Genomic DNA, 24,293 nt, shown 5'->3' on the forward strand with positions numbered 1-24,293 from the left:
CGCCTCCCGCGCCGGGTGGGCCGCCAGTTGGTCCCAGCAAATTCGCTGCGGGTACCACCTACAGCGGTGCGGGGCCTGCGCCTGCTGTGTCCTCTGGCCCGCCTCCACCGGTGGTGCCGTCAGCTCCGCCGTTTGTACCCGCGCAGCAACCTCCCATAGCGCCGCAGCAGGACCAACGGTCTTGGGGTACAACGCCATCCAGCGCCACGCCCCAGCCTGCCCTGAGCGGCGGTGCGCCATTGTTCAATCTGCAGCCGTTCCATGTGCTTGCTGGCGCGGCCGGGATTGCGCTCATTGCCCTTCTGTTTTCGCCCGGGTTCTTCTGGCTACTCGTGCTCGTGATTGCAGCCGGCGGCGCTTGGTTCTTACGTGTCCGTCGGCTTCCTTGGCCGCCCAATGTGCACCAGATACTGGTTCAGGCGAGACTTGCGATTCCGGGGCCGGGGGTCGCTCCCGGCTTTGGTCCCGGTCCAACTCCGGCATCGCCGGTGTTCGGCGATCAATCGGTTTCGCCGTCCCCGTATCCGCAGTCCCCGTATCCGTCGGGTCCGCCGAAGAACCACCGTCTGCTCAAGCTCGCATTCATCGCCGGAATTCTGATCATAGGGTTTGGCGGCGTCAAGCTCGTAGGTAGCTTGATCGACCCGAAGTTCGAAATCGGCGACTGCGTGACGCCGAAAATCGCGTACAGCAGTGGCCACGACCTGAAGAAAGTCGAATGCAGATCGACGCGCGACGGATCACCTCGCTGGGTGACAAATCAATTCAAATCCGATGAAACGGTTTACCGCATCGCCAATATCGTTGACCTGCATGCGAGTTGTCCAGGGCGGGTGGATATTACATTCACGCATGAACCGCATGACGTCACGTATTGCCTCGTCCAGTACTGATACGCCCCACCAGAAAATCTACGAAAGAGTCAGCTATGGGAATGACGTACGCTCCCAACGGCGTCGCCGTGGGTATGGTTGCCGGACTGTTGGTCGGTATCAAGACGCATAGCGCCGTGGCCGGCATTGCTGTTGCTGTTGTTGCGAGCGTGGCCTGTTGGTATGCGATTCGCGGGGCCGAGATGTTGCTCGAACGGGGGTTGAGTGCGGGATTCACTGCCGTTGAGAACCGATTGAATCGGCCAAAGAACGGACAATGGAATCAACCACCGTCACAATCGCCAATGACTGGAACTTATCCGCCAGCACCGCGACCATATCCAGGAGCTGCGCCGGCGTCTGGTCGCCAGTGGCCGGATAATTTGGGGCAATCTGGCCAATCGCAGTACCCGGGGCGCTGAAGTGTCCGGCGTCGCGTTTGCGGTCCTGTTTTTCGGTGGATTGTTCGGGTTGAGTTGGGTCTATTACACGCTCAAAGAGAAAGCCAAGCGCAATATCTTTTTCCGCGATCAATATGCGCGCCAGCGGCAGCTCATCGACAGTGATTTGATACTGACGACTACCGCGTCGATAGATTCTGTCGTTGCGAGTCTTGCTCAGTTCATTCCCAACGACACATCGGCTAAGGCGGCATTCTTGGGTGGTTCCATGCGTGTCCATATGGAGAGCCCTAACCGGATTATCTTCAAGCACGCCAGCAAGATCGGCACAGGCGGGTCCGGTGATGAATTCACCGCCAGTGTGACATTCAACCAGGTCTTTCCGACGACTGTTCGGGCGCAAGTCAGTATTGACCGCTGGAGGGAAAAGGACGGTGTCACGAGGAGAGCCGGTATTCAGGCGATGGAGAACTTCATGAACACCGTGACCGCTGCATTTCGTGCCGTTGACCCGGCAGTGAGAATTGGCGCCTGATCTGTTCGGTGGCCAGGGCATCAACGCGATGCGCTTGAAATCGCATGGAAGCAGCGAGTCATTGGACTGTTGCCGACGATCGAACACGAATCCATCAGATACCAGCTTGACGCACGCAGAATAGCTGTCCAGTTGGGTCGCTATCCTACCCAGCGCTGCATCGCCGGCCTCGAACGGGATCAGCGCTCGCAGTGGGTGATTCGCCAACCCGATCGAGGGCTGAGACTCGTCAGTCGTCGGAGGAGCGGTGTCGCGGTCCGGAATAGGTTGTGCCGGCACCGAATCGCTGTGTCGACTCGGCGAGCAACTTGGCCGCCCTGATCTTCTGGGTGGATTCTGTATTTGGCGCCGCAGTGCCGAGCTGTCGGGTGGAGTCGGTTTCTTGCCGGAAGATTCGCGGCGGTGCGGCGGCGACCAGCTGCTGGGTCGGCGCCTCAAGCACCTGCGTCGCAGCGGCCGTCGCCACCGGGCGGGTCGCATCGGCGGTCGTTGAGGCGAGGAGCGGGTCTGACGCAGCAGTCGTGATGACGGCGGTGGCCGTCACCTCCGCTTTGGTGATCGCCGGTGGAGCGTCGGAGTCCCCAGGTGACCGAGGAGCCGATTTGCGGCTGTTGAGCAGGGTGACTAAGACGACCGCCAGCGCCAGCCAGCACAAGACGACGTCGAATGTGCTCGTGATCTGCTGAGACAGGGTGTTGCCGAACACCGGATTGTCTGCGTTGGTCGCGCTGACAAAAGGAATGCGAGGAACGAGGACGATGCCGACTATCACTCGAGAAATGGTCAATGCCAACAGAATTCCGGTCAGCCCCAATGTGAGCATCGAGGACACTCGGGAATCCCGCAAGCCGAATCGGATGAACAGCGCGAGTGCACCTGCGACGACGTCGAAGATGACCAATGCGGTCGTGTCGTAAGTGGTGTTCTTCAGATCGAGCATGAGTGCGGCGATCGCGCCGGTGATGCGAAGCACCGCCGCACCGAAGCAGCCGACTGCTATGAGTGCCAGGCATTTTCGCGCAGCCTCACGGAGCGTGGCCAGGTCGATCGGTTGGGCGAGAACATGGTTCAGCGTCACCGATGCGAAAATTGCTGCGGCGACAACCCAGGCGAAGTAGCCCTCGAAACCGACTTTCGTCGTCATCGTGATTTGTGCGATGCCGTGGTAAGCGTCGATTTCGCGACCGGAGTCGAGGGTCCATACCAGCATGCCGGCCGCCAGTGTGGCGCAGCCGAGGGCAACGGTCGCCAGGCGTGATGCTGAATCACGGTGCAACGTCCATCGCGACCCGGCGACCACGATGACCAGCGACACGATGCCGTAGACGACCGCGGTCGCTATCGCGGTGGTCCGCTCGGTTGAGAACTCAGAGTCACCGCCGAGGAGATGCCGAGTACTCCAGTACAGGTTGAACGCCACCGCCAGCGTGGCCAACACCATCGAGGCGATGCCGACAATTCGGGCCGTGCTCATCCAGCCGTGATTGCCCTCGGCGTCGGCCGGCCACGCTTGTGCGCCAAGCAGGGCTCCGGCGGCGCCGATCCACGCACCGGGGCCGACGCCAGGCGGGACTGTCCCGGTGCCGCCCAGTTGGATTGCCCGAACGATCGCGTAGCCGACGAACGCAGCCACGAACACCAGATATGGAGCGCTGAGCGCAATACGAACTTTGGCCGGCCCGCCGATGTTCGGTCGGACGTAGGACACCGCAATCGCGCCGAGCGCCAGCAAGGTGACGAACGCCAGTGCAGCGAACGTGGGCCCAGAGCTGTCAGGCACGCCCATACCGAAGTTCACATTCCACGGGAATACGAATCCGGCTACCAACAGCGCTGCGGCAACGGCGTCGCGAACGGTACGTGCGCGCCGGTCGGGGTCGGCGAGAGTCGCTGCCGAGGACTCGTCAGCGTGGATATCAGTCATGCGCGCTACCTATCTCTGACCGTCACGGCGCAGCGAGCGCCCAGCTAACTCGAACGAAGTTTACGACGCTGACCGCCGTGGCGAATGTCATCCGAACGGCCGACTCCGCTATTGGTTGAATGCGGTGGTGCCATCGACCGGATGTGTTGTGCTGACCAATTTGGCGTAGCAGTGATCGCGGTCCAGGTTGTGGCTTCGGCACCAGTCCAGCGCCCCGTCTGAGCTGGGGAAAGTGACACCGGCGATGGTGACCCAGAAGTCAGAGGCGGAGAAAGTCGACCAGTCTCCGGACCACAGGAGCCGTACTTCTGGATATTTGAGCCGCAATTGCAAGTGCTCTCGGAGCGTCTCGGCGTTGTGCCACGTGATGCCGTCGGCAACTAGCCCGGGGCGCTTCGAACTGAGCTGCGGTACCCAGCGGTCGGCCAATTGGCCGGATACGAACGGCCGGTCAGCCTCGGCGATCGCCCGCAAAGCATCGAAACTGGACGACTCGTCGTCACCGCTCGCGGGTTTCGCCGGCCCGGTCGCGGTGTCCGAGTCGCCGCGCGGTCCCTTGGGCTGACCGGATGACACCGACGAGCCGGATTGTTCACATTCGACGAGCAAAGTCTTTGCGTCGATGTCCACTTCGCCGCGGCTGCTGCTGCTGCCCGGCGCTTCGTTCTTGGAAACCGGCAGGCGCCAAAACGTTCCCACGGGAAAGCGGAAATCGTGGGCGACCGAGGGTTCATCCGCCGAATCGCCGGAGCCCGCTTCGATGATGATCGGATTTGCGGACAGATCGAACACACCCGCCGCGATGTTCTGGCCTCCAGAGCTCACGACGATCCCGGTCCGGGACGAGCTCAACACGTCACCGTCGTGGCATTTGGCGACGATTCTCATGCGGATGACCAGCGCACCGGAGTCGGTCTTGACTTCCTCCGCGCGTAGCTCCGGCGGACGTCCGCACTTTGTCACCAAGCGGGTGCCACCGCCTCGTATCGGGTCAGTGGCATCACTCTGACCGGCGACACCGACGTAATAGGCTTCAGCGACTTTGTGCTTGGTCAGGTGGCCGTCGTAAGGACCGACGAATACGTGCCAGCCATCGGAGTCCTTGTCGATGTCTTTTCCGTCTGGCCCCCAGGCGGCGTTGTTTTGTACTCCGTCGCAGGAGAAGTAGCCGTACCACTCCGGTTGTTCCTTCTGGCGTGACCAGGCGCCACCGTTGCGCGCCTGGCATTTCGTGCCGTCGTCCAGAACGAGCGCAAAGGGTCTTGGGTCCCCTTCAAGCGGCTTTCGGGGTATGCCGAGGCCGACGGCGCCGACCCTGTGCAGGACTTTCGAGAACGCATCGACGACGCACAGGACGTGCGTTTGGTCGGCCGGCCAACAGGCGTCCCCGGAGTCGGCCGTCGCGCCACAGAACCGGACGGAGGTCGACACGTCGTATCGCGATGCGCCGCCAAACGAGCAGTCGATCGAATCACCTCTGCGGGTTTCGTCGACTTCCCAGCCGGGCTGTGGATTGCCCTGTGCGTCGACCGGTTTGAGCACCGTGATGTTCGGACCGTTGTCGCCAGTGAAATATTTGACGACGAGGACCGACGCAGCGATGAGTGCGACGACCACAGCGGCAGCGGCAATCAGGGGGCCGATGCGGCGTCGGGATCGGCTGGGCGGCGCGGCCTGGGGTTGCACGTCGCCCAGACTCGGTGTTGGGGCCCAAGGAGTCTCGATTGGCGGTCCGGCGGGTGCAGCCCATGCCGGCTCGGAATGTTCATCGACCCAGAACTGCCAGCCCGGGGGTGCGGGCGGCCACTCGGGATCAGGTTCCCACTCCGGAGACGGATGCCAGCCGCGCGGCACAGGCCAGCTTGGGGGCGGATTGAAGAGCGCGCCAGGCATACCAACCGCCCTCTCGCGGGACACCTCATTCCGACTATGTAGACGTGATTTTGACACGCCCGTACGGCTTCCTCAGGAGAGATCGCGCACGCTCGCGTAATTCATACGTTCGGCCGACACTGCTCGCGGACCGGCGGGGCTGTCCCGAGGAGTGGTAGGGATTCGGTGTGAGTCGCAGGTGTCGTGGTGAGAGAATCGACGCTGAAACAGCCGCGTGGTCGAGGAGGTATCGGTAGGTGTCTGATTGGGCATGGGCAGTCGAATTGAACGACGCCAACCCCGATCCGCGCGTCGCCTGTGTGGTGTTGGCCGATGTGTCGGGCTCGATGCAAGGCGAACCGATTGCGGCGTTGGAGCGTGGGTTTGCGGCGTTCACCGACTACCTGCATCGGGACCCCCTGGCCAGCAAGCGGGTCGAGGTCGCTGTGGTCACCTTCGGCACCGTGGCTACGGTGCTCGTCCCGATGCAGGAAGCCCGTAGCCTGCAGCCGGTCGGGTTCAACGCCGCCGGCACCACCAACCTTGCAGCGGGAGTCCATTTGGCGTTGGACATCCTGGAGGACCGTAAGTACGCCTACAAGGCAGCCGGATTGCAGTACTACCGGCCGTGGATCCTGCTGCTCACCGATGGCCGCCCTAATATCGAGGGTCTCGATGAGTCGATCGCGCGGCTCAATGCCGCCGAAACCGCGCGCGGCGTTACGATTTTCGCCGTCGGTGCCGGACCGTATGTCGACTATCAGCAACTCACCCGGATGTCGTTGCAGCGCAGCCCCGCTCCGTTGGACGGCCTCAAGTACGAGGCGCTGTTCGAGTGGCTCTCCGCGTCGTTGAGTAATGTGTCGAACTCGACGGAGTTCGGCCGCAGCGACGAGGCGTTGGGCTCGATGGGAAGCCAGATTCCGCTGCCGCCGGTCAGCGGCTGGACCAGCGCGTGAGTTCAGCCGCTGCCGCCGATGAGCGCGGCAGCTGGGTGTGGGCCACCTGCGGCGCTTCCGTGGCAGGGTCCATGCACATGCGTAAGGGGCTCGGTTGCGACGACGCGTTCGGTTACGCCGTCACTGGGGACTTCATCGTCGCAGCGGTGGCTGACGGCGCGGGCTCGGTCAGCGGAACGTCGGCCTGGGGTTCGTACGCTGCGTGTCAGAGTGTCCTCCGCGATGCCTCTGATCCCGGATTCATCAACGATTTTCGGGCAGGGCCGGCGGACCGTGGTCAGGCCCTGATGCGCTGGTTGTTCGACGGAGCCGTTGAGCGCGTGAGCGCACAGGCGCAGTCGCTGGGACTCGACATTTCGCTGCTGGCAACGACATTGGCGGTCGTGATCGCCGATCGCAATCTGTCGGTGTTCGGCCAGATCGGCGACGGAATCATGGCTTCGGAGAGCGCCGGCAGGGTGGCCACGTTGCTGATCGAACCCAAAGACGAGTACGCAAACACCACCTGGTTTCTTCAATCCGAGCGGGCGTTCGACGAATCCTTCCGTACGACAACGCAAACGGGTGTCACGGCGTTCGCGCTCAGCACTGACGGTATGAGCTACAAGATCACCAACATCTCCACCGGCGAAGCATATGAACCGTTCTTCCGGGGCTCGTGGGAGCACGTTCGCAATGGGGCCAGCTCGGCGAATTTCGAGGCGTTGCTGGGCGGCATCGAAGACGATCAGACCGGCGACGATAAGACCATGGTGCTGGCGGCGGTTCGGTGGGAACCAGGACCGACGTTGGAACCCCAAGTGCGACAAGTGGCTTCACACGCGCCTGGCGGATTGCCGACTCCGGGTGTGAGTCCCGACCGCGGTGTGCCAAGACCGGGTGATGACGCGGAAGCGACCACCCCCATCGTGACCGGGCCCCCGCCGAGAATTGTGCGGAAACCGACGCTGACAGAACCGGTCGCCACTAAGCGGCAGTGGCTTCGTGGATGGCGGCAGAAGTGAACGTTCGGCTGGACACCGGAGAACCGGTGACGCTGTCATCGGTCCTCGCCCGGGCCGGTGAAGGCACCGTGTACGGCGTAGCGGGTAAGCCGGGTTGGGTAGCCAAGGTGTTCCATCCGGACCTGGCTGACCTGCCGACCAAGCTGGGCAAGGTTGCCGCCATGGTGCGCTCGACCCCACCGGGTGCTGTCCAGGCGGACGGTCTGGTGGTATTGACGTGGCCATTGCACCTGATTTCCGACGAGCGCGGCCCCATCGGCTACGTCATGCCGAAGATCGACACCGCGACGTCGGTCGAGATTCACATCATGAGCAATCCATCGAACCGGATGGAACCCCTTCCCAACGCTCCGCAGTGGACCAAGAACGCGACGTGGGGGCACCTGGTGAACGTCGCGGCCAACCTCTGTCTGGCCGTGCAGGCCGTACACCGCGTGGACGCGGTGATCGGCGACTTCCAGGAGCGCAACATTCTGGTGGCCGATACCACCGAGGTGACGTTGGTCGACTGCGACTCAATGCAATTCACCGATGCGTCCGGCGATCAATTCCTGTGTGCGGTGGGCCGGCCGGAGTTCACCGCGCCCGAATTGGCCGGCTGCGATCTGCGCACCGAAGCGCGGGAGAAGCCGTCGGATCTCTTCGCGTTGGCGATCCACATTCACCAGTTGCTACTCGCGGGCAACCATCCCTTCATGCGCGGAACGTGGACGGGCGAGGGCGATCAGCCGGATGCACTGACACTCGCCAAAGCCGGGTATTGGGCAGGCGGCCCGGCATCGTTGTTCCGTACCCACCCGCTCGCGCCGCCTATCGGTTTTCTGCCCGTCGACATCCAGCAGCTGTTCACCCGCGCGTTCACCATGGGGCTCACCGATCCCACTCTGAGACCGTCCGCGGGGGAGTGGCGTCAAGCGTTGCTGCGGATGCGGCCGCGGACGTGCCGGCGCAACGAGCATCAGATTCCTGAGTCCTGCGGCCAGTGCCCGTGGTGCGCGATCGATGACGAGCGGGAAGCACGACGCCAACGCCAGGCCTGGGCGCCCGGGGCGTCGGGTCCGCAGCGTCCTGCGTCATCCAACCGGACGGGCCCGTTGCCGGCCCATCGCGGTCAGGCCGCGCCGCCGAAGAAGATCAATCCCGCTGCGACAGGCCCGATTCGGCAACCGGCCAAGCCTGCGCCGCCGCCACCCCCGTGGCAGCGGCCCAAGGTGGTTCTCACCGCGCTGCTGATCTTTGTGGTCACCGTACTGATCGTGACCGCGATCATCGTGTGGGTCATCTTGAGTGGGCCGCCGACGCCGGTGGCGGCGGCACTGAACGTGGTCGGGATGTTGCTGACCTGAGGTCAGCACGATCGCCTGAATTGCCTCGGCACAGGAGTTTTCGGCTTCCCGATTTGCCGCGCCAGGAGCTGTTGTCGCAATGCGTAGCCCGTCCTACGGCGCGATCACCAAGTCTCTTACTTGGCCGTCTTCTTTGCATTTCCACGTGCCGTCGGCCAGAGGGGCCCAGGTTCGCATGTGGATCGAGCTGCTGCCGTTGTAGTTCGTTTCGCTGACCCGGAAGGAGCCGTCGGGGTTGATCTGCTCGACCACCATGACGTGGCCGTAACCAGGAGTGGTGTCCGAGACCAAGGCGCCAAGCGTCGGAGGGGTGCTGGTGGTGCCGCCTACCTTGCCGGCCATCTCACCGCCGTTGCCCGACGGTGCCGAGAGACCGAGTTCCTCACGCCGCCAGGCCGCCCACGCGGTGCAGTTGTCGACGGCCTTGCCGTTTGCGTCGATGTAGTAGTTGCCGGGTGCGTAGTACCGATTCTGGCTCTCGAATTGGCGGTATGCCGATTCGTTCCATTTCGGCAATTCCCCGGGCGTTGATTGACCAGCCTTGACGCCACCGGTAACGGAAGCGCCGGAGGAACCCGCCGGCCCGGCGGCATGTGCCGGGGCGGCCGAGGTCACCGCCCCGCCAGACCCGCCGCCACTCGCCTGCCGCTGTTCTGAAGCATTGTTCAGCGCCGACTGGCCCAGCCCGTCAACATGCTGCTGGGCCGCCTGCAACGACTTCTTGTGTTGCGGCCACCACTGGGTGACGAACTGGGTGGCGTCCTGGCCCTGCCAGATCGAGGTCAGACCGTTGACGGTCCTGTCGAGTTGCGCGACAAGGCTCTGGATCGAAGCTGCCTGGCTCTTGAGCTGACGGCCCGCCTGTTCGACGAGGTCGGCGTCCATCCCCAATTCGGCCATGAGTGACTCCCTCGCGTTCAGGCTTGCCCTAGTGGCTGGAGACCTGACGTTGCTCCTTGGCGTTGTTCTGAGCCGACTGACCAAGACCGGCGATTGCCTGCTGTGCAGCCGCCAGGGACTTCTTGTGCTGTGGCCACCACTGGGTGACGAACTGGGTGGCGTCCTGGCCGTGCCAAATCGAGCTCAACCCATTCACGGTCCTGTCGATCTGCGCGAGCAGGCTACCGATCTGATCGGCTTGTGCCTTCAGTTGGCGGGCTGCATTCTCGACTGCATCCGCATCCATTCCCAACTGTGCCATGGGCTTTCCTTCCGGTTCTGACGATCAGGCGGTGAGTTGAGTTGAACACTAGAGCAAACTCCGTCCGCCCGGGAGGGTCGCGGTTCTATTCATCCGAACGTCCGACAAGGATTGCGACTGTCGTCAGCCGGTCTGGCGGCTTCGGGGCGGCACATTGCTCGACGCCGGATCGGGAAGTCGCCCCGTCTCGGGTGCCGAGCCGAGATTGATGGTGCCACCCACTTTGCGCACGATCTGCTCGGCGCTGCCCAGGTTGACAATGCTGAACTCCGATACGGGACTTTCCGCTCCACTGGCTGCGTACGCGATGGCAACCACCTTCTGGGGCGCATAGTCCGGCCACGCCGTCCCTCGCACATCGTCGAGTTTGGTGAGATTCGTATTGGCGGGCGGAATCAGGGGACTTCCACTTTTGCAGTGCAGCCTGGGAACCCCGACCGGGTCGATCATCACCGGGGTGCCTGCCTGCAACACAGTCTGAAACGGAATGCCGCCGCTGGTGGAGAAGCGGTGCGCAGTCAGCCAGGTGTCGATGTTCAAGATGACGGGCGTGAGGGTGTTCAGATACATCGGAATCTGTTGTGGTTCAACGCCGATCGCATGTGACCACGCGCGCGCCTCGCCGACGTGCGTGTCGAGGTAGTTGGCGACGGCTGCGGCGTTGCAGGCGGACGCCCGATCGGTTCCGCCGTACAGACCCGGCCGGGTGCCGGCCACGACATGGACACCGCGCCCAGTCGACGTGGGCAATTCCTGTGCCATGGTCGCGATTTCCGACGCTGCATGTTCCGACGCCGTGACAGGATCGACGACCGCGGAGGGCGTGAAGGCATCCGGATACTCCGCATCCACCCCGAGGAGCACGACGGTGTTCGACGCGTACTCGGAGTCCGGTGAATAGCCGCGAGCGTGAACAACGACGGCGACGAGCGTCACGATGACGACCGCCGTCAGCGCTACTCCCGCGACAGTCAGCACGACCTTGGCTCGTGGGTTGACGGTGCCTGGTTGATTCGGGTCGATCCAGCCTGGCTGCGGACCGGACACCTACGCCTGCGCTTCCGGGCCGGCAGAGGCGGCCTTTTGCAAGAGACTGCGGTGATCGTCGCGGATGGCGGCTTCTCGTTGCCCGGCCGGGCTTCCCGCGTAGGGATCGTGTACCTCGACGCTCGCTCCTTGGAACTTCTCGAGGCTCTTTTGTTTTTCGACCAGCGCGGGGTCCTTCGAATCGTCGAAAGACTGGCCGACATTTGTGTAAACCGAGGGATCTCCGTGCTTTCCGAGAATGAACTGCGACGCGTCTGTGTGTGGGTCCGTCTGGTAGACGTTGGTTGTTGGAGCATTTCCGGTCCCCGGCACGTTGTCGCCGTCGGCGCGTAAGTGGATGGTGTTGATACCGGGCTTGTCGTCGTAGATCAGCGGCGCGCCATAGGTCACCACATCTGTTATGTGGTAACGATTCTCGTGGAGCACCGATTGTGCCTCCATGCCGCCTTGGCTGAACCCGACCAGCATCATGTCGGGTTTGGGGTTGCCATCAGGGTCGTATCCGGATTCGCGTAGCGCCGAGTCGATCCGGCCGAGCACATAGTCTTTGTCGTACAGCCCGACGCGATCACCGATATTGCGCCACCATTCGTGTCGCGGAGTGGCCGTGCCATCGAAGTAGACGATGAACCGGGTCTTGCCGTCGGGGCCGGTCACCTTCTCGACATGCATGCCGTCCTTGGTGCTGTCATCGTCATTGTGGATGCGCCGGTACAGTTCGCTGGTCCCCACCGGAGCTGTGCTGTGAACCTCACCGTTGCCGGCGTTGCTCACGTGCTCCTGTTCATCTGCGTTGCGCCGCAGTGCATCCGCAGCCTGGCGGAGTGCATCAACCGCCGACGTGGTGCGCGGTCGTGACACGTTGGCCCACTCAGATCGGAACCGATCTGCGTCGGGCCCCTGCCAGACGCGGTGGCTGTTGACCTGCGACTGAAGCGGCTTGAGCGTGGTTTCCAAATTGTTTGCAGCGCGGTCGAATTGGACTGCGAGCTGCCGTAAGGATGCGGGCTCGGCGCCGTAGAATGTCATCGCGGATTACCTGTCGCTCGCGGACTGCTGCTCTTGCATGTTGCGGCGAATGGATTGGGCCGCGTTGCGCAACGCCTCGCTGACCGATTTCAATTCGGCGGCGTGTTTACCCTGCCAGTCCGTTTTGAACCGGTCCGCGTCGGGACCGGACCAGCCGACGCTTTCGACGGCCCGGCCGAGTTGGGAGACCAACGACTGAATCTCAGCGGCTTTCGACTCGAACTGTCGGCCCATCTGGTCCATCTGTTCGGGTTCGATCCCGTAGTACGCCACAGTGGCTCCTTTCCTAGCTCCCGGGCCGCGCCATCTGTAGCCATACGCCGCGGCCCTTCTCGACGAAAACGCCACGCCCCGGCGGGAATTCACGCTGGCGCACGATGCCGATCGAGGTGTTCAGTAGGGAGTCCACCTCGTGGCCGTCCGGCGCCAGCACGATCCCGCGTCGCGGTGACTTGAACGGCTGGGCCAGCAGATATGCCTGGTTCCAGGTGGAGACCTCCGCCTCGCCGACCACAAAAGCCGAAGCGTCGGCCAGAGTTTTGACCATTCGGGCGAGCTCGGTTTCCGCCTCGGTGCCGCCGAAATCCGATACGGACTCGACAACGACCATCAGGTTCGTTCCGCTGCCGCCGAATTCGACGGATGAGATCAAACTACTCGCGCGGTCGTACACGGCAGAGGGGCCGATCGCGGTCTCACTCCATACACTCCGGCGTGCCGTCGCCGACGGGGTCGGTGCCATGTACACGATCTTCATACTGGGGCTGGTCCGTCGGGCGGCCTCGGCCAATGTCAGCAATGCGGTGCTGCGGCCACTGCCGGGCGGACCCGTCACCATCAGGACACCTTGTGGCACAACACCGATCGGCGTCAACGTCTCCGATGCGACCCCGATTGAAGGCATCCCTGCAGTGCCGGCCGGCAGGGCGTCGAGGAGGAGGTTCTCAGGCAGGCGTTCGATGGGCGCGGGCGCGATGAAGCCTCCATCACGCATTTCGGTCGCCAGTTGCCCGATCGCCCGGCCCTGCGCCGCGACGTTGGCATCGCCGCCGAACACCGCAACCTGCAATTCTTGGCCGTCCATGACCCCGCGGCCGCACGGCGAATTGACGTTGAGGATGTCGGTAGGGACGTTGACCACGCTGTAGTCGTCGTCGGATGCCAGTCGTAGGACGAGGGTCCGTTGAATTGTTGAGGCGAGCTGGATCGACACCGCGCCCGGACGGTCGCCGGTGACGACGATGTGGATACCGAGCATGCGTCCGTCGGAAGCAAGCTGGCTGAACATCGGGTAGGTGGGTGAGTGCGAAATGTGTTCGTACGCTTCACGAAATGCAGCGATGCCATCGACGAGCAACAGAATTCTCGGTTCGGCCGGGTTGGCGAGCTTCCGGTACTCCGAGATACTCGACGCATGCACCCGGGCGAAGGCGCGGGAGCGTTCCTCCATCACCGTGGTCAGGCGGCGCAGCACCCGTCCGAGGCGTTCGTCGTCGTCCGCGCTGACGATGGCCCCCACATGGGGCAGCGGTTCGAGCATCTTCAGACTGCCCGAGCCGAAGTCGAATCCGTAGACGTGCACGGGGCCATCGCCCGGCGCCAACGCGGCCGAGATCGCCAGAGTGCGAAGGGCCGTCGATTTGCCCGCGCCACCGGTACCGAGGATGGCCATGTTGCCGTCGCGGTCGGGGCTGAAGCTGCCGACGGGTTGTGCTTGCAGAGCCGGCATATCGGAGCGGCCGATCACGAGATCGCCGTTGGCGACGTGACGGGCCAGCGTCTCCAAGGGGTAGACATCACCTAGCGGCGGCAGCCATGGTCTGCGTGGTGCAGGAATTCGCAGACTGTCCGAGGCGGCGCGGATCGACCGAACGATGCGTGCGATGTCGGTTGGTCCCGTTGCGGCGCTGCGCCGTTCGTCCGGCATGGTCGTGTTCCACGGACGACGCCGGCCGAACGCGAATTCGCAGATGTCGATGGGTGTGCGGTCTGGTTCATCACCTGACCATCCGCCGACGTAGCCGGATTGAAACGTCGTCAGTCGGCCGGGTCCGGTCTTGGCTACGGCACGACCGGGGATTTCCGGCGGAAAGTATGCGGCCTGCTTGTCGTCGATGACGTCGACGGAGTCGTCGACATCGTTGAGCCGCAGGGCGATTCGCAAGTTGGTGTTGGCTCGCAGGTTGTCCTTGATGACGCCGGCCGGGCGCTGCGTCGCCAGGATCAGATGCAGGCCCAGCGAGCGGCCGCGCTGCGCGACATCGATGACGCCGTCGACGAACTCGGGCACTTCGGTGGCCAGCGCGGCGAATTCGTCGACGATGATCACCAGGCTGGGCGGTGTATCGGGGTCGCCGGTCTGTTCAAGGGAGACCAGGTCTTTGGCGCGCTTGGTGTTCAGCAGATGCTCGCGTCGCTTGATCTCCGCTCCCAGCGACGTCAGCGCCCGCCGCACCAGATGCGGCGACAGGTCGGTGACCAGGCCGACAGTGTGGGGCAGCTCGATGCATTCGGCGAACGCAGTACCGCCCTTGTAGTCGACCAGCAAGAAGTTGATCCGATCCGGGCTGCTGGCTGCCGCCATCCCCATGATCCAGGTTTGCAGGAACTCGCTCTTGCCGGAACCTGTTGTGCCGCCGACCAGCGCGTGAGGGCCGTGCTCGCGCAGATCGAGGTGAAATTCCTGAGTGCCGGTCGAGCCCACCAGTGCCCGCAGGCCGATGGGGCCCGACGGTGGCTTCGGCGTTCCTGTCCTGACGATCACCGACTCGCTCGACAACCATTGGCGCGCAATGATGTTCGGTTCACTGGCCAGGCTGGTTCCGGTGAGGCTGAGGTAGCTGACCGACCGAGGAAGGTCGGTCGCGTCCTCGACCGCGGCCCCTGAGTCGACCACGGGTGCCAGGAGCAACGCGACTTGTGTCGCGTCCGGTATGTCGAGGCTGTCGCAGGCGACGGGGTAATTGTGCGTGCCGTGCCGCACCTCACCGACCGTCGATCCGGTGGATGCGGACTCGACCAACAGATAGGTGCGGCACGCGGCGGGCAGGCTGCTGACTTGCGTGGCCACCCAGATCACGTGCAGTCCGACGGGCGCGCCACGTTCGGCCAAGCGGGTCAGCCGCGCGCGGTCGATCGGCGCAGTGTCTTCCACCAGCACGACGACGGCGGGCAAGGGGCCAAGCGGGTTGGGGTCGGTCGTGGTGTCCGCGGCGATGAGCCCATAGCTGGCCGCCACCCGGTCGTCGGCGCTGCGCAGCTTGACCAGTTCCTCCAGCCGAGACAGCAGAGCGATGCCGCCGTTCGCGCTTTCGGTGAGGTGGTTGCCGGCGAGCGGGCTGTGGACCGACCCGGTGTGTGGCAACCACTCCAACCACTCCCACGAAGCTCGTGACTGCGGCGAACCGAACGCCGCGATCGCCAGCTCGGCCGGCGAGTGCAGCCCGACGAGTTGCATGATGATCCCGCGGGCCACGCCGTCGATGACCCCTCGCGGACCGCAAATCCCCAGCGCTCCGCATTCCCGCAGACTTGCGATGATCGGGACTTCGGAGATGTTCTCGAACTCGGATTTGAGGGCAGTCACCTGGGCGGTGTACTGCTCCTCGGAGTCGTAGTCGTTCTGCGACTCGATCCGGCAGCGAGACTCGGCATCGCCCAAACCCAGCCGAACAGAGAGGAATTCGCCGTGCTCGGGCCGGTGTGTCCACATCAGGGGCCCCAGGCGGTGGATGGCGTCCAGAGTCTCACCGAGTGCAGGGGCCTCCGCCAGGCGGACTGCGCGCTCCAGTCGCTGCGCCGCGGTGAGATCGGCCGCGAGTTGGCGCAGGCCGTCGGCGAACCGATCCACCTCCTGCTTGTACTTCTTTTTGGTTTGCATGATGGTGTCGATGTACATGCCCACCATCAGCAATGGGCTGAGCGCAATGAACAGCACGGCGGTCAGGCTTCTTGTGAAGACCAGCATCACGGCGCCGAGCGCCAGGGGGGCCAGCATCGAGATGTAAGGGATATGTGCGGGTTCGGGCCGCTGCGGCAGCTTGGGGGCGGTGAATTGTTTGACGGGGAAACGTGATACGACGCGCGGCGAGCGGTTGAATTCAATGGCGACGCTGTCGGCCGACGCTGCACCCGCTCGTACGGTGTGCACGATGGCCACCGAGGTATTGCCCAATTGGACGACGTCGGTGACGCCGACGAGCGTGCGTTGGATGGGCTGCCCGCCGACTATGACACCGGATGGGCCTGCGAGGCTTGAGATCTCGATGCTTTCGCCGACAGTTATGGCCGCGTGTACCGAGGAGACGGCGGGGTCGGTCAACACCACGTCACCGGTGAGGCCGGTTCCGACGACGGAATTGCCTGGAGGAAGCGGGAATTCGCGGCCGGCATCAGGGCCGCCCAATACCCGCAGTACAGCTACCGATCGTCCGCGGCGTGACGGTGCCAGCACGGAGCGGGTGGCCGGGGCAAGGCTGACCGTCGAGCCGGAACGCATGCCGGAGTCGATTAGGCTACGCGAGGGTTCGATGACGCGCCCCGGCGTTCCGGTGTCGAACGCGCTGTGCTCGAGCTTCAGTGTGGGGTTGGTGGGCAGCTTCGTCGGGCGTCGGTCTGGGTCGCCGATGGTCAGCGCCATGGCCAGGTCGCCGACCGATGCGGTGGCGTCAGCGGTCACGGCCACATGTGCGGCGGTCCCGCCTTCTCGGCGCAGAATGAACTTGAGCTGCATCAGGGGCGTCCTACCGGTACTGGCGACTGGATTTTGTTCAGGCTTCGGTCGATGGTTCTGCGCAGTGCTGTCTGTTGTCGGGCGCCCAGTGGGTTGTGGCCGACAGTGACGTCGATCAGGGTCAGGCCCGAGGCCTTGTCGTGCCTGCCGTCACGTGGTGTCGCACTCGCGAGGACCGGCAGTGCGGCGAATCCCAACGTGCCGGCAAAGATCAGGCTGCGCATGGCGCCGGCCGCGAACCCGGGTGGCTTTCGGTCGGCGGCGCGGATCAGGCGCAGGCCGAGCATTGCTTTGCCGAACGTCAATCCCGTGTAGCCCTGCCAGATCGATACCCACAGCCAGACCGCAACGCATGCCACCGGCACCACGATCAGGACAACCTCGCGGACGCCGAGGATTGCGCCCGCAACCGCCAGGGGCAATGCCGGACTCACGATGATCGCCAGATCGAGGAGGAAGCTGCAGCAGCGGACGCCCCGGCTCACCCCGACAATGTGGTCAGCGGGCGTGTCGGAGGGTCGTGCGGCCCTGGCGGTGACCGGTGGGGCCGCGGCGGCGGGCATCTGTCTGTTGGTGATGGCGCATCCACACGATGGGCAGTAGGGCGCGTTGGGGCGCAGTGCAGACCCGCATTGTGTGCACGATGTACCGGCCGCTGCCGATCCGGTAGGCATCACCTGCGCTCCATCCCCGTGATGCGGGACGCAACAGCAAACGCTGTCGACTTCCGAGCCCGCGGGAGAAACCCTAGTACCGAGGGGCCGTTCAGCCCAGTGGACCGATGTCGGTCAAACATACGATTGATCAGATCGCCGTTGTGCGCGACGATCGTGCCGATCGAGGAGCGAGCCGTGGAGGACGTCGAACCGGCCGGTGCGGGCCGTGGCTGATTCCGTGCTGCCGGCCAGTCGGTTTGGTGCGGGATATACCGCTGGTGGTCCGGCGCCGCGGTACCCATTGCTGACTCCAGTGGGATGCCAAGTGCACCAACGCATCCGGACGTGAGCACGCAGTCATCCAACCTCATGGCATCGGTTTCCTTCGCCTTGGCGGTCTTCTGTGGATTGTTTGCTGTCCCGTTGACCATTCCTCTTGCCGTTGTCGCCCGGGGGCAGATCAAACGCCGCGGTGGCGGCACCGGCGGTTTCGCTGATGTGGCGTTGATCGTCAGTCTGATCTATCTGGCGGTTGGCGCTGTCGTGCTGGTCTTGTACCTGTTTACCGGGTGACGGCGTCAGCCGATCGGCGGATACAACGAGCGTTACGTAGATGTGATGATTGCTAAGCTGTGGCTCCGCGTAGGCCTGCCGAGGGTTAACCAAGGAGAAGTTGATGGACGTTGCTCTGGGGGTGTCGGTCGTAGGCATGTCCGCGCGATTGGCCCTGGTGGACGTGTCGGGTTCGAACAACGTCATCGACCAATCCGTCGTCGAGCTCACTGGCGGCGCAGACGACCTTCTCGAGACGACCATTGCCGGCACGCACCGCCAGCTGGTCGAGGGCGGTCACCGACTCGTGGCGACCCGGATTTGTTGGCAGGATGCGGACGCTGCGGGCAAACTTCGGGCAGGGCTGCTGGAGCGCGGCGTTGTCGGCGTGTCCTTGGTATCGGCGGCTCAGGCCGCCACCGCCCTGACGAGAGGTGTCCCCGGGCACGCTACGTCCGCGCTGGTGCTGGTCACCGACGACAAGGCCGCGTTGACCATCGTCGGCGCCGATGCGACGACGACTTCCCTGGTTGCGGTGGAGCCGGTGACGGCGGGCGGCGCAGAACCGGCGTGTGCCACATTGATGGACCGACTGCGTGAGGAGCCGGGCGGCGCCGAAACCGTCGTTCTAGTGGACACATCGGCAACGCCGACGTTGGCTGCGGATCTGGTGGCACAGCAATCGCCGCTTCCGATCCATCCGCTCGCCGACACCATGTTCGCTATTGCGCGGGGAGCCGCGTTGGCGGGTTCGGCCCACCCTGAATCGACGGGGCCCACTGCCGTCTCTCCGATTGATCTCACACCGAACGTGGTCACGACGGCACCGAGTCCGGTGGCAGGTTCCCACCTTGCATACTCGATGGCCGACGCCGACGACGATTCCGCGCTGCTGGGTCACGAAGCCGACAGCTACGTCGATGACGGCCACGCGGTACCGATGCAGACGCCCATGACTCCATTGAGCGCAACGCCAGATATGGCGGAAGTAGAAGACCTTGTCGCTCCAGCGGCGCGGTCGCGAATGCTGTTGCTAGGCAGTGCTGCAGCTGCCGCGTTGGTGGTCGTCGGCTTCTCGGCAACGGCGGTGTCGGTAGCGGTCAGCAACCGGCCGACGACGAACACGGTCGCGATGCGTGAGCTCGCAGAGAGCAATTCGGGCAAGTATCTGCCGGTGCTGCCGGGCCAGGGGGTCAAGCCGGACGATTTCGGGCCGGGAGCCGGACCGCAGAAACCTCCGCAGGTCGGCGGCTCGGACGTCGCAGTGCCAGCTGCCAGTGACGGGAGCAGTGCGCTCTCGTTCTCGCCGTGGAGGAACAATTCGCGGATCATCGAGGAAGCCGTGGACCGGCAGTCAGCCGGCGCCGCGGACGTGCCGGTCGTAGACGAACCGATCGCGTTCGTCCGCAATGGGCAGGTCGAAATGCCAACGCCCGCACCGGGAATGAACCCGTTGGACGTCCTCAATCAGGTGGCCGGTGCCGCAACTTCGGTAGGTCAGATAGCGCAGGCAACGAGCAGCCTCGTGGCGCTGGGCACGGCCGGGGCAGACCTCGGTTCGGCCGTCGGCCTGCGCGCCAGCCGTCAGCACGACAACGAACTCACTGGTCTGTCTGACGCGGACAAGGCCGCCGTCATGCGTGCCCGCAAAGAGCGGGCGGATGCAGAACTTGCGGCGTTGAGTGCCTTGCAGGAGCTGAATGCCAAGCGCGATGCGGCAACGCGCGCGGCTGCGGCACAGGATCAGGCGGCCAAGGATGCCGCCGATCGCGCTGCCGCCGTGCAGGCGGCCAACGCCAAGCAGGCAATGGAGCGCGCCGCAGCGGCGCAGGAAGCCGCGGCCCAGGCCGCCAAGGACAAGAAGGCGGCCGACGAGGCGAAGGCTGCCGAGGACGCGGCAGTGAAACAGCAACTGGCCGAACAACAGGCGAAGACCGCCGCGGATGCCAAGAAGGCCGCGGACGATGCCAACAAGGCCGCTGAGGAAGCCAAGAACGCCACGGATGCCAAGAAGGCTGCGGACGCCAAGAAGGCGGCCGACGACGCCAACAAGGCTGCCGCCGAGGCTCAGAAGGCAGCCGACGACGCCGACAAGGCCGCGGCGGAAGCCAAGAAGGCCGATGACGCCAAGAAGGCGGCGCAGGCGCAGCGTCAGGCGGCTCTGGAGGCCGAGCAGGAGAAGCAGAAGCAGGCGGACGCGCGGCGTCAGGCGGCACTGCAGGCGGAGCAGGACAAGCAGAAGCAGGCGGATGCCCAGCGTCAGGCGGCACTGCAGGCCGAGCAGGACAAGCAGAAGCAACAGCAAGCGGCGGCGGCCGAACAGGAGCGTCACGCGGCCCAGCAGGCTGAGCAGGACAAGCAGAAGCAGCAGGCTGAGGCGCAGCGTCAGGCGGCGCAGCAGGCTGAGCAGGATAGGCAGCAGCGGCAGGCGGCGGCGGAGCAGGAGCGGCAAGCGGCGCAGCAGCGTCAGGCAGCAGCAGCCGAGCAGGAACGGCAGGCAGCGCAACAGGCTGAGGCACAGCGACAGGCAGCCGTGGCGGCCGAGCAGCAGCGGCAAGCGGCGGCGGCGGCCGATCAGGAGCGGCAAGCGGCCCTGCAGCAGCAGCAGCAGCAGCAACAGCAGCAGCAACAGCAGCAGCAACAGCAACAGCAACAAAGCGACGGAAGTTCGTCATCGAGTACAGGCGGCAGCAGGACCAGATCCAAGCCGACGCTGTGCATTCCGCTGGTTACGGCCTGCTAGCGATCGCGATGAGAACGGCACCGCCGCAGGTGCCATGACAGCTCACTGTCCGGTCACAACTCGCCGCGACGTCCGGTGCGTCACCCCGAATAGGCGACGCCGGTGCCGCTCTGTGACGCAGCGGATCTCGTTGCGGACCGCGATTGGACGGAAAGGCAGGAAGCGGCCGGGCTCCGGTTCCGGCAACGAATTGCCCGCCGGCTGTGTTCGGTCCGGGCGCACTGGCGTCGCGCACGTCAATTTCCTGCCTGCCAGGCGAATTGCGGGTGTAATCTCCGGGCGGGCCGCCGATATCGGCGAATACTGACCGGGACGAGGCGTCATGGCAACTGAATTCCAGGGCAAGATCAAACTCGACATCCGCGACTCCGAGGCCGACTGGGGCCCGTACGCGGCACCGACGGCCCCGCCCGACGCGCCCAATGTGCTCTACCTGGTGTGGGACGACACCGGCATCGCCACCTGGGACTGCTTCGGGGGCCTGGTCGACATGCCGGCCATGCGCCGGATCGCGGACAAGGGTGTGCGGCTGTCCCAGTTCCACACCACTGCGCTGTGTTCGCCGACCCGGGCCTCGCTGCTGACCGGCCGCAATGCCACCTCGGTCGGCATGGCGACCATCGAGGAATTCACCGACGGCTTCCCGAACTGCCACGGCCGCATACCTTTTGAGACGGCACTGCTGTCCGAGGTGCTGGCAGAGCGGGGCTGGAACACCTATTGCGTCGGCAAGTGGCACCTGACGCCGCTGGAGGAATCGAACCTCGCGTCCACGAAGCGGCACTGGCCGCTGTCACGGGGCTTCGAACGGTTCTACGGCTTCATGGGCGGCGAGACCGACCAGTGGTACCCGGAGTTGGTGTACGACAACCATCCCGTCGCGCCGCCGGCCACCCCCGAAGAGGGATACCACCTGTCAAAAGACCTGGCGGACAAGACTATCGAGTTCATCCGGGATGCCAAGGTGATCGCCCCGGACAAGCCGTGGTTCTCCTATGTCTGCCCCGGTGCCGGGCATGCGCCGCATCACGTGTTCAAAGAGTGGGCCGACAAGTACGCCGGCAAGTTCGACATGGGCTACGAGGCCTATCGCGACCTGGTGCTGGAAAACCAGAAGCGGCTGGGCATCGTGCCGCCCGACACCGAACTCTCGCCCATGAACCCGTATCTGGACGTCAAGGGTCCGAACGGTGAGCCATGGCCGCTGCAGGACACGGTGCGTCCCTGGGATGGGCTCACCGACGACGAGAAGCGGCTGTTCGCCCGGATGGCCGAGGTGTTCGCCGGCTTCCTGTCGTACACCGACGCGCAGATCGGGCGGATTCTCGACTACCTGGACGAGTCAGGCCAGCTCGACAACACCCTCATCGTCGTCATCTCCGACAACGGCGCCAGCGGCGAAGGTGGCCCGAACGGTTCGGTCAACGAGAACAAGTTCTTCAACGGCTACATCGACACCGTCGAAGAGAGCATGCGGTACTTCGACACCCTGGGGTCGCCGGATACCTACAATCACTATCCGATCGGCTGGGCGATGGCCTTCAACACGCCCTACAAGCTGTTCAAGCGCTACGCCTCCCACGAGGGTGGCATCGCCGACACCGCAATCATCAGCTGGCCCAATGGAATCGCCGCGCACGGCGAGGTGCGGGACAATTATGTCAACGTCGCGGACGTCACGCCGACGGTCTACGATCTGCTGGGCATCGAGCCGCCCGCCGAGGTCAGAGGCATCCCGCAGCGACCGCTGGAGGGTGTGAGTTTCAAAGCGGCGCTGGAAGATTCGTCCGCTGACACCGGCAAGACGACGCAGTTCTACGCGATGCTGGGTACCCGTGGCATCTGGCACAACGGCTGGTTCGCCAATACCGTGCACGCCGCCACGCCGTCAGGCTGGTCGCACTTCGACAAGGACCGCTGGGAGCTGTTCCACATCGAGTCCGACCGCAGCCAGTGCCGTGACCTCGCCGCCGACGAGCCGGCGAAACTCGCTGAACTCCAAGAACTCTGGTTCTCCGAGGCGGCGAAGTACAACGGTCTGCCGCTGGCTGACCTCAACGTATTCGAGACACTGCTGCGCGACCGCCCCTACCTCATGCGCGACCGGCAGACCTTCACGTACTACCCGGGCACCGCAGAGGTGGGCATCGGTGCCGGCGTCGAATTGCGGGGGCAGTCGTTCTCCGTCTTGGCCGAGGTCGACGTCGAATCAGCTGGCGCCGAAGGGGTGCTGTTCAAACAGGGCGCCGGTCACGGCGGGCACGTTTTGTTCGTGCAGGACGGCCGGCTGCAGTACGTCTACAACTTCATGGGCGAGGACGAGCAGTGGGTGTCCGCCCTCGCCCCGCTGCCTCTGGGGCGGCACGTCTTCGGTGTCCGATATGACCGGACCGGCACGGTGGAAGGCAACCACACCCCACTCGGTGTCGTCGAACTGCGCATCGACGACGCGGTGGTGGCGAACCGGCCGGACGTCCGCGCCCACCCGGGCACCTTCGGACTCGCCGGTGGTGGCGTGGCGGTCGGGCGCAACGCGGGCCAGCCGGTGTCGAACCGCTACCGGGCGCCGTACCCGTTCGTCGGTGGCACCATCGCCAAGGTTGTCGTCGACATCTCCGGTACGCCGTACCTCGATGTCGAACAAGAACTGGCCCAGGCATTTTCGAAGGATTAGGGGACTGCTGATGAGTACAAGGATCATCCGTTGTGCCACCGCGGTGTCCGCGGTGGTGCTGCTGGCCGGCTGTGGCAACGGCGGCGAGAAGTCGACCAGCACAACGACATCCAACCCTCCGGCGAGCACGACCGTCAGTTCGTCGGCTCCGTCGTCCACGGCGGCGTCGTCGTCGAAGATGCCGGACCTACCGACGTACGGCGTGGTCGAGACCACCAAGCGCGCCCTCGCGGCGGGGGAGCAGACCTGCGACGCGCCCGCCGCGCCCGCGCAGACCATGACGGCTACCACCGGAGCCCCCGGTTCGCCGACCGTCATCGTCGCGGTGCCCGACGGATTCACCCCGGGGGCACCGGCGTCCGGCGACGTCGCGCTGAATCTGACCGGACCGGACGGCCTGACCGGCACCGTGCGGATCACCCCGACCACCCAGGACGCGGCCGCCGCGTTCCAGCAGTACACCGACGCACGCACCGCGGGCCACGAATTCAACAGCGTCAGCGTGCTGCCCGACGAGCTGTGTGGGTACAGCGGCCAGAAACTGATGGGCGTCCTCGCGGACAAGCCCGGCTCCGGCAGCGACTATGTCGACCGCATCGTGCATGTGTGGACCAACAACGGGGACTACCTCGTCGCGCTGCAGCTGCAGGGGCCGACCGGTTCGAAGGGCCTCGATGTGGCCAAGCCGGTCCTGCTGGGGGACTTCGGTATTCGGATGGGCTGAGCGCACGCCGCTACGCCGAACT

The 24,293-nt window shown here is 64.6% G+C and carries 19 protein-coding genes; 8 read left to right on the plus strand and 11 right to left on the minus strand.

The features are described from left to right. Positions 1-239 precede the first annotated feature (239 nt). Positions 240-893 carry a hypothetical protein gene (locus A7G45_RS12605; RefSeq protein ID WP_260937402.1) on the plus strand — a complete coding sequence of 218 codons (654 nt, stop codon included), beginning with the start codon at positions 240-242 and terminating at the stop codon, positions 891-893. A 213-nt stretch (positions 894-1,106) separates the two neighbouring features. On the opposite strand, the gene A7G45_RS12610 is transcribed toward A7G45_RS12605, so the two are convergent. From A7G45_RS12610 to A7G45_RS12620, 3 genes are all read right to left on the minus strand, one after another. Next, positions 1,107-2,087, minus strand: a complete 981-nt coding sequence (locus A7G45_RS12610; protein ID WP_260937403.1) for a hypothetical protein — start codon at positions 2,085-2,087, stop codon at positions 1,107-1,109. Further along, positions 2,038-3,732 (minus strand): DUF7937 domain-containing protein, encoded by a 1,695-nt coding sequence (locus A7G45_RS12615; RefSeq protein ID WP_260937405.1) that lies wholly within the window; start codon positions 3,730-3,732, stop codon positions 2,038-2,040. The genes A7G45_RS12610 and A7G45_RS12615 overlap by 50 nt, the downstream gene beginning before the upstream one ends. A gap of 108 nt (positions 3,733-3,840) precedes the next feature. Next, positions 3,841-5,418 carry a hypothetical protein gene (locus tag A7G45_RS12620; RefSeq protein WP_260937407.1) on the minus strand — a complete coding sequence of 526 codons (1,578 nt, stop codon included), beginning with the start codon at positions 5,416-5,418 and terminating at the stop codon, positions 3,841-3,843. Between the two features lie 443 nt (positions 5,419-5,861). On the opposite strand from A7G45_RS12620, the gene A7G45_RS12625 reads away from it, so the two are divergent. From A7G45_RS12625 to A7G45_RS12635, 3 genes are read left to right on the plus strand one after another with little or no spacing between them, the layout of a single operon-like run. Beyond that, positions 5,862-6,563, plus strand: a complete 702-nt coding sequence (locus A7G45_RS12625; RefSeq protein WP_260937409.1) for a vWA domain-containing protein — start codon at positions 5,862-5,864, stop codon at positions 6,561-6,563. Further along, on the plus strand, positions 6,560-7,567 hold the full coding sequence (locus A7G45_RS12630) for a PP2C family serine/threonine-protein phosphatase (RefSeq protein WP_260937411.1): 1,008 nt from the start codon (positions 6,560-6,562) through the stop codon (positions 7,565-7,567). The genes A7G45_RS12625 and A7G45_RS12630 overlap by 4 nt, the downstream gene beginning before the upstream one ends. Then, positions 7,564-8,913, plus strand: a complete 1,350-nt coding sequence (locus tag A7G45_RS12635) for a hypothetical protein (protein ID WP_260937413.1) — start codon at positions 7,564-7,566, stop codon at positions 8,911-8,913. The genes A7G45_RS12630 and A7G45_RS12635 overlap by 4 nt, the downstream gene beginning before the upstream one ends. 93 nt (positions 8,914-9,006) lie before the next feature. Here the strand turns inward: A7G45_RS12635 and A7G45_RS12640 are convergent, their stop codons facing one another. The 7 genes from A7G45_RS12640 to A7G45_RS12670 form a co-directional block, all read right to left on the minus strand. Then, the gene (locus A7G45_RS12640) at positions 9,007-9,813 is read right to left on the minus strand and encodes a CHAP domain-containing protein (protein ID WP_260937415.1); all 807 of its coding nucleotides are present in this window, start codon (positions 9,811-9,813) and stop codon (positions 9,007-9,009) included. A 28-nt stretch (positions 9,814-9,841) separates the two neighbouring features. Next, complete coding sequence (locus A7G45_RS12645; protein WP_260937417.1) at positions 9,842-10,114, minus strand: WXG100 family type VII secretion target; 273 nt, start codon at positions 10,112-10,114, stop codon at positions 9,842-9,844. 123 nt (positions 10,115-10,237) lie between these two features. After that, complete coding sequence (locus A7G45_RS12650) at positions 10,238-11,050, minus strand: DUF6777 domain-containing protein (RefSeq protein WP_260937419.1); 813 nt, start codon at positions 11,048-11,050, stop codon at positions 10,238-10,240. 111 nt (positions 11,051-11,161) lie between these two features. After that, positions 11,162-12,190, minus strand: coding sequence for a WXG100 family type VII secretion target (locus A7G45_RS12655; protein WP_260937421.1), 1,029 nt, complete (start codon positions 12,188-12,190; stop codon positions 11,162-11,164). A gap of 6 nt (positions 12,191-12,196) precedes the next feature. Then, positions 12,197-12,463 carry a WXG100 family type VII secretion target gene (locus A7G45_RS12660; RefSeq protein WP_260937423.1) on the minus strand — a complete coding sequence of 89 codons (267 nt, stop codon included), beginning with the start codon at positions 12,461-12,463 and terminating at the stop codon, positions 12,197-12,199. Between the two features lie 13 nt (positions 12,464-12,476). Beyond that, positions 12,477-16,922 (minus strand): FtsK/SpoIIIE domain-containing protein, encoded by a 4,446-nt coding sequence (locus A7G45_RS12665; protein WP_260937425.1) that lies wholly within the window; start codon positions 16,920-16,922, stop codon positions 12,477-12,479. Further along, positions 16,922-17,407 (minus strand): RDD family protein, encoded by a 486-nt coding sequence (locus A7G45_RS12670; RefSeq protein ID WP_260937427.1) that lies wholly within the window; start codon positions 17,405-17,407, stop codon positions 16,922-16,924. The genes A7G45_RS12665 and A7G45_RS12670 overlap by 1 nt, the downstream gene beginning before the upstream one ends. 516 nt (positions 17,408-17,923) lie before the next feature. Here A7G45_RS12670 and A7G45_RS12675 point away from each other — a divergent pair. Further along, on the plus strand, positions 17,924-18,151 hold the full coding sequence (locus tag A7G45_RS12675; RefSeq protein ID WP_260937429.1) for a hypothetical protein: 228 nt from the start codon (positions 17,924-17,926) through the stop codon (positions 18,149-18,151). Positions 18,152-18,236: 85 nt separating this feature from the next. Here the strand turns inward: A7G45_RS12675 and A7G45_RS12680 are convergent, their stop codons facing one another. After that, positions 18,237-18,578, minus strand: a complete 342-nt coding sequence (locus A7G45_RS12680) for a hypothetical protein (RefSeq protein WP_260937431.1) — start codon at positions 18,576-18,578, stop codon at positions 18,237-18,239. Positions 18,579-18,593: 15 nt separating this feature from the next. On the opposite strand from A7G45_RS12680, the gene A7G45_RS12685 reads away from it, so the two are divergent. The 3 genes from A7G45_RS12685 to A7G45_RS12695 all read left to right on the plus strand — a co-directional run bounded on the left by A7G45_RS12685 (position 18,594) and on the right by A7G45_RS12695 (position 24,271). Next, positions 18,594-20,873 carry a hypothetical protein gene (locus A7G45_RS12685; RefSeq protein WP_260937434.1) on the plus strand — a complete coding sequence of 760 codons (2,280 nt, stop codon included), beginning with the start codon at positions 18,594-18,596 and terminating at the stop codon, positions 20,871-20,873. Between the two features lie 322 nt (positions 20,874-21,195). Beyond that, positions 21,196-23,547: an arylsulfatase gene (locus tag A7G45_RS12690; protein ID WP_260937435.1), complete on the plus strand. Its 2,352-nt coding sequence runs from the start codon at positions 21,196-21,198 to the stop codon at positions 23,545-23,547. Between the two features lie 10 nt (positions 23,548-23,557). Next, positions 23,558-24,271, plus strand: a complete 714-nt coding sequence (locus A7G45_RS12695; protein ID WP_260937437.1) for a hypothetical protein — start codon at positions 23,558-23,560, stop codon at positions 24,269-24,271. Positions 24,272-24,293 lie beyond the last annotated feature (22 nt).

Origin of the sequence: Mycolicibacterium llatzerense (assembly GCF_025331195.1) — a bacterium.
GTDB classification, from domain to species: domain Bacteria; phylum Actinomycetota; class Actinomycetes; order Mycobacteriales; family Mycobacteriaceae; genus Mycobacterium; species Mycobacterium llatzerense.

Coding starts and splice junctions, on each gene's coding strand:
- A7G45_RS12640 (WP_260937415.1), bottom strand. CDS start 9,813: ATGGCCGAATTGGGGATGGACGCCGACCTCGTCGAACAGGCGGGCCGT.
- A7G45_RS12665 (WP_260937425.1), bottom strand. CDS start 16,922: ATGCAGCTCAAGTTCATTCTGCGCCGAGAAGGCGGGACCGCCGCACAT.
- A7G45_RS12695 (WP_260937437.1), top strand. CDS start 23,558: ATGAGTACAAGGATCATCCGTTGTGCCACCGCGGTGTCCGCGGTGGTG.
- A7G45_RS12615 (WP_260937405.1), bottom strand. CDS start 3,732: ATGACTGATATCCACGCTGACGAGTCCTCGGCAGCGACTCTCGCCGAC.
- A7G45_RS12655 (WP_260937421.1), bottom strand. CDS start 12,190: ATGACATTCTACGGCGCCGAGCCCGCATCCTTACGGCAGCTCGCAGTC.
- A7G45_RS12690 (WP_260937435.1), top strand. CDS start 21,196: ATGGCAACTGAATTCCAGGGCAAGATCAAACTCGACATCCGCGACTCC.
- A7G45_RS12645 (WP_260937417.1), bottom strand. CDS start 10,114: ATGGCACAGTTGGGAATGGATGCGGATGCAGTCGAGAATGCAGCCCGC.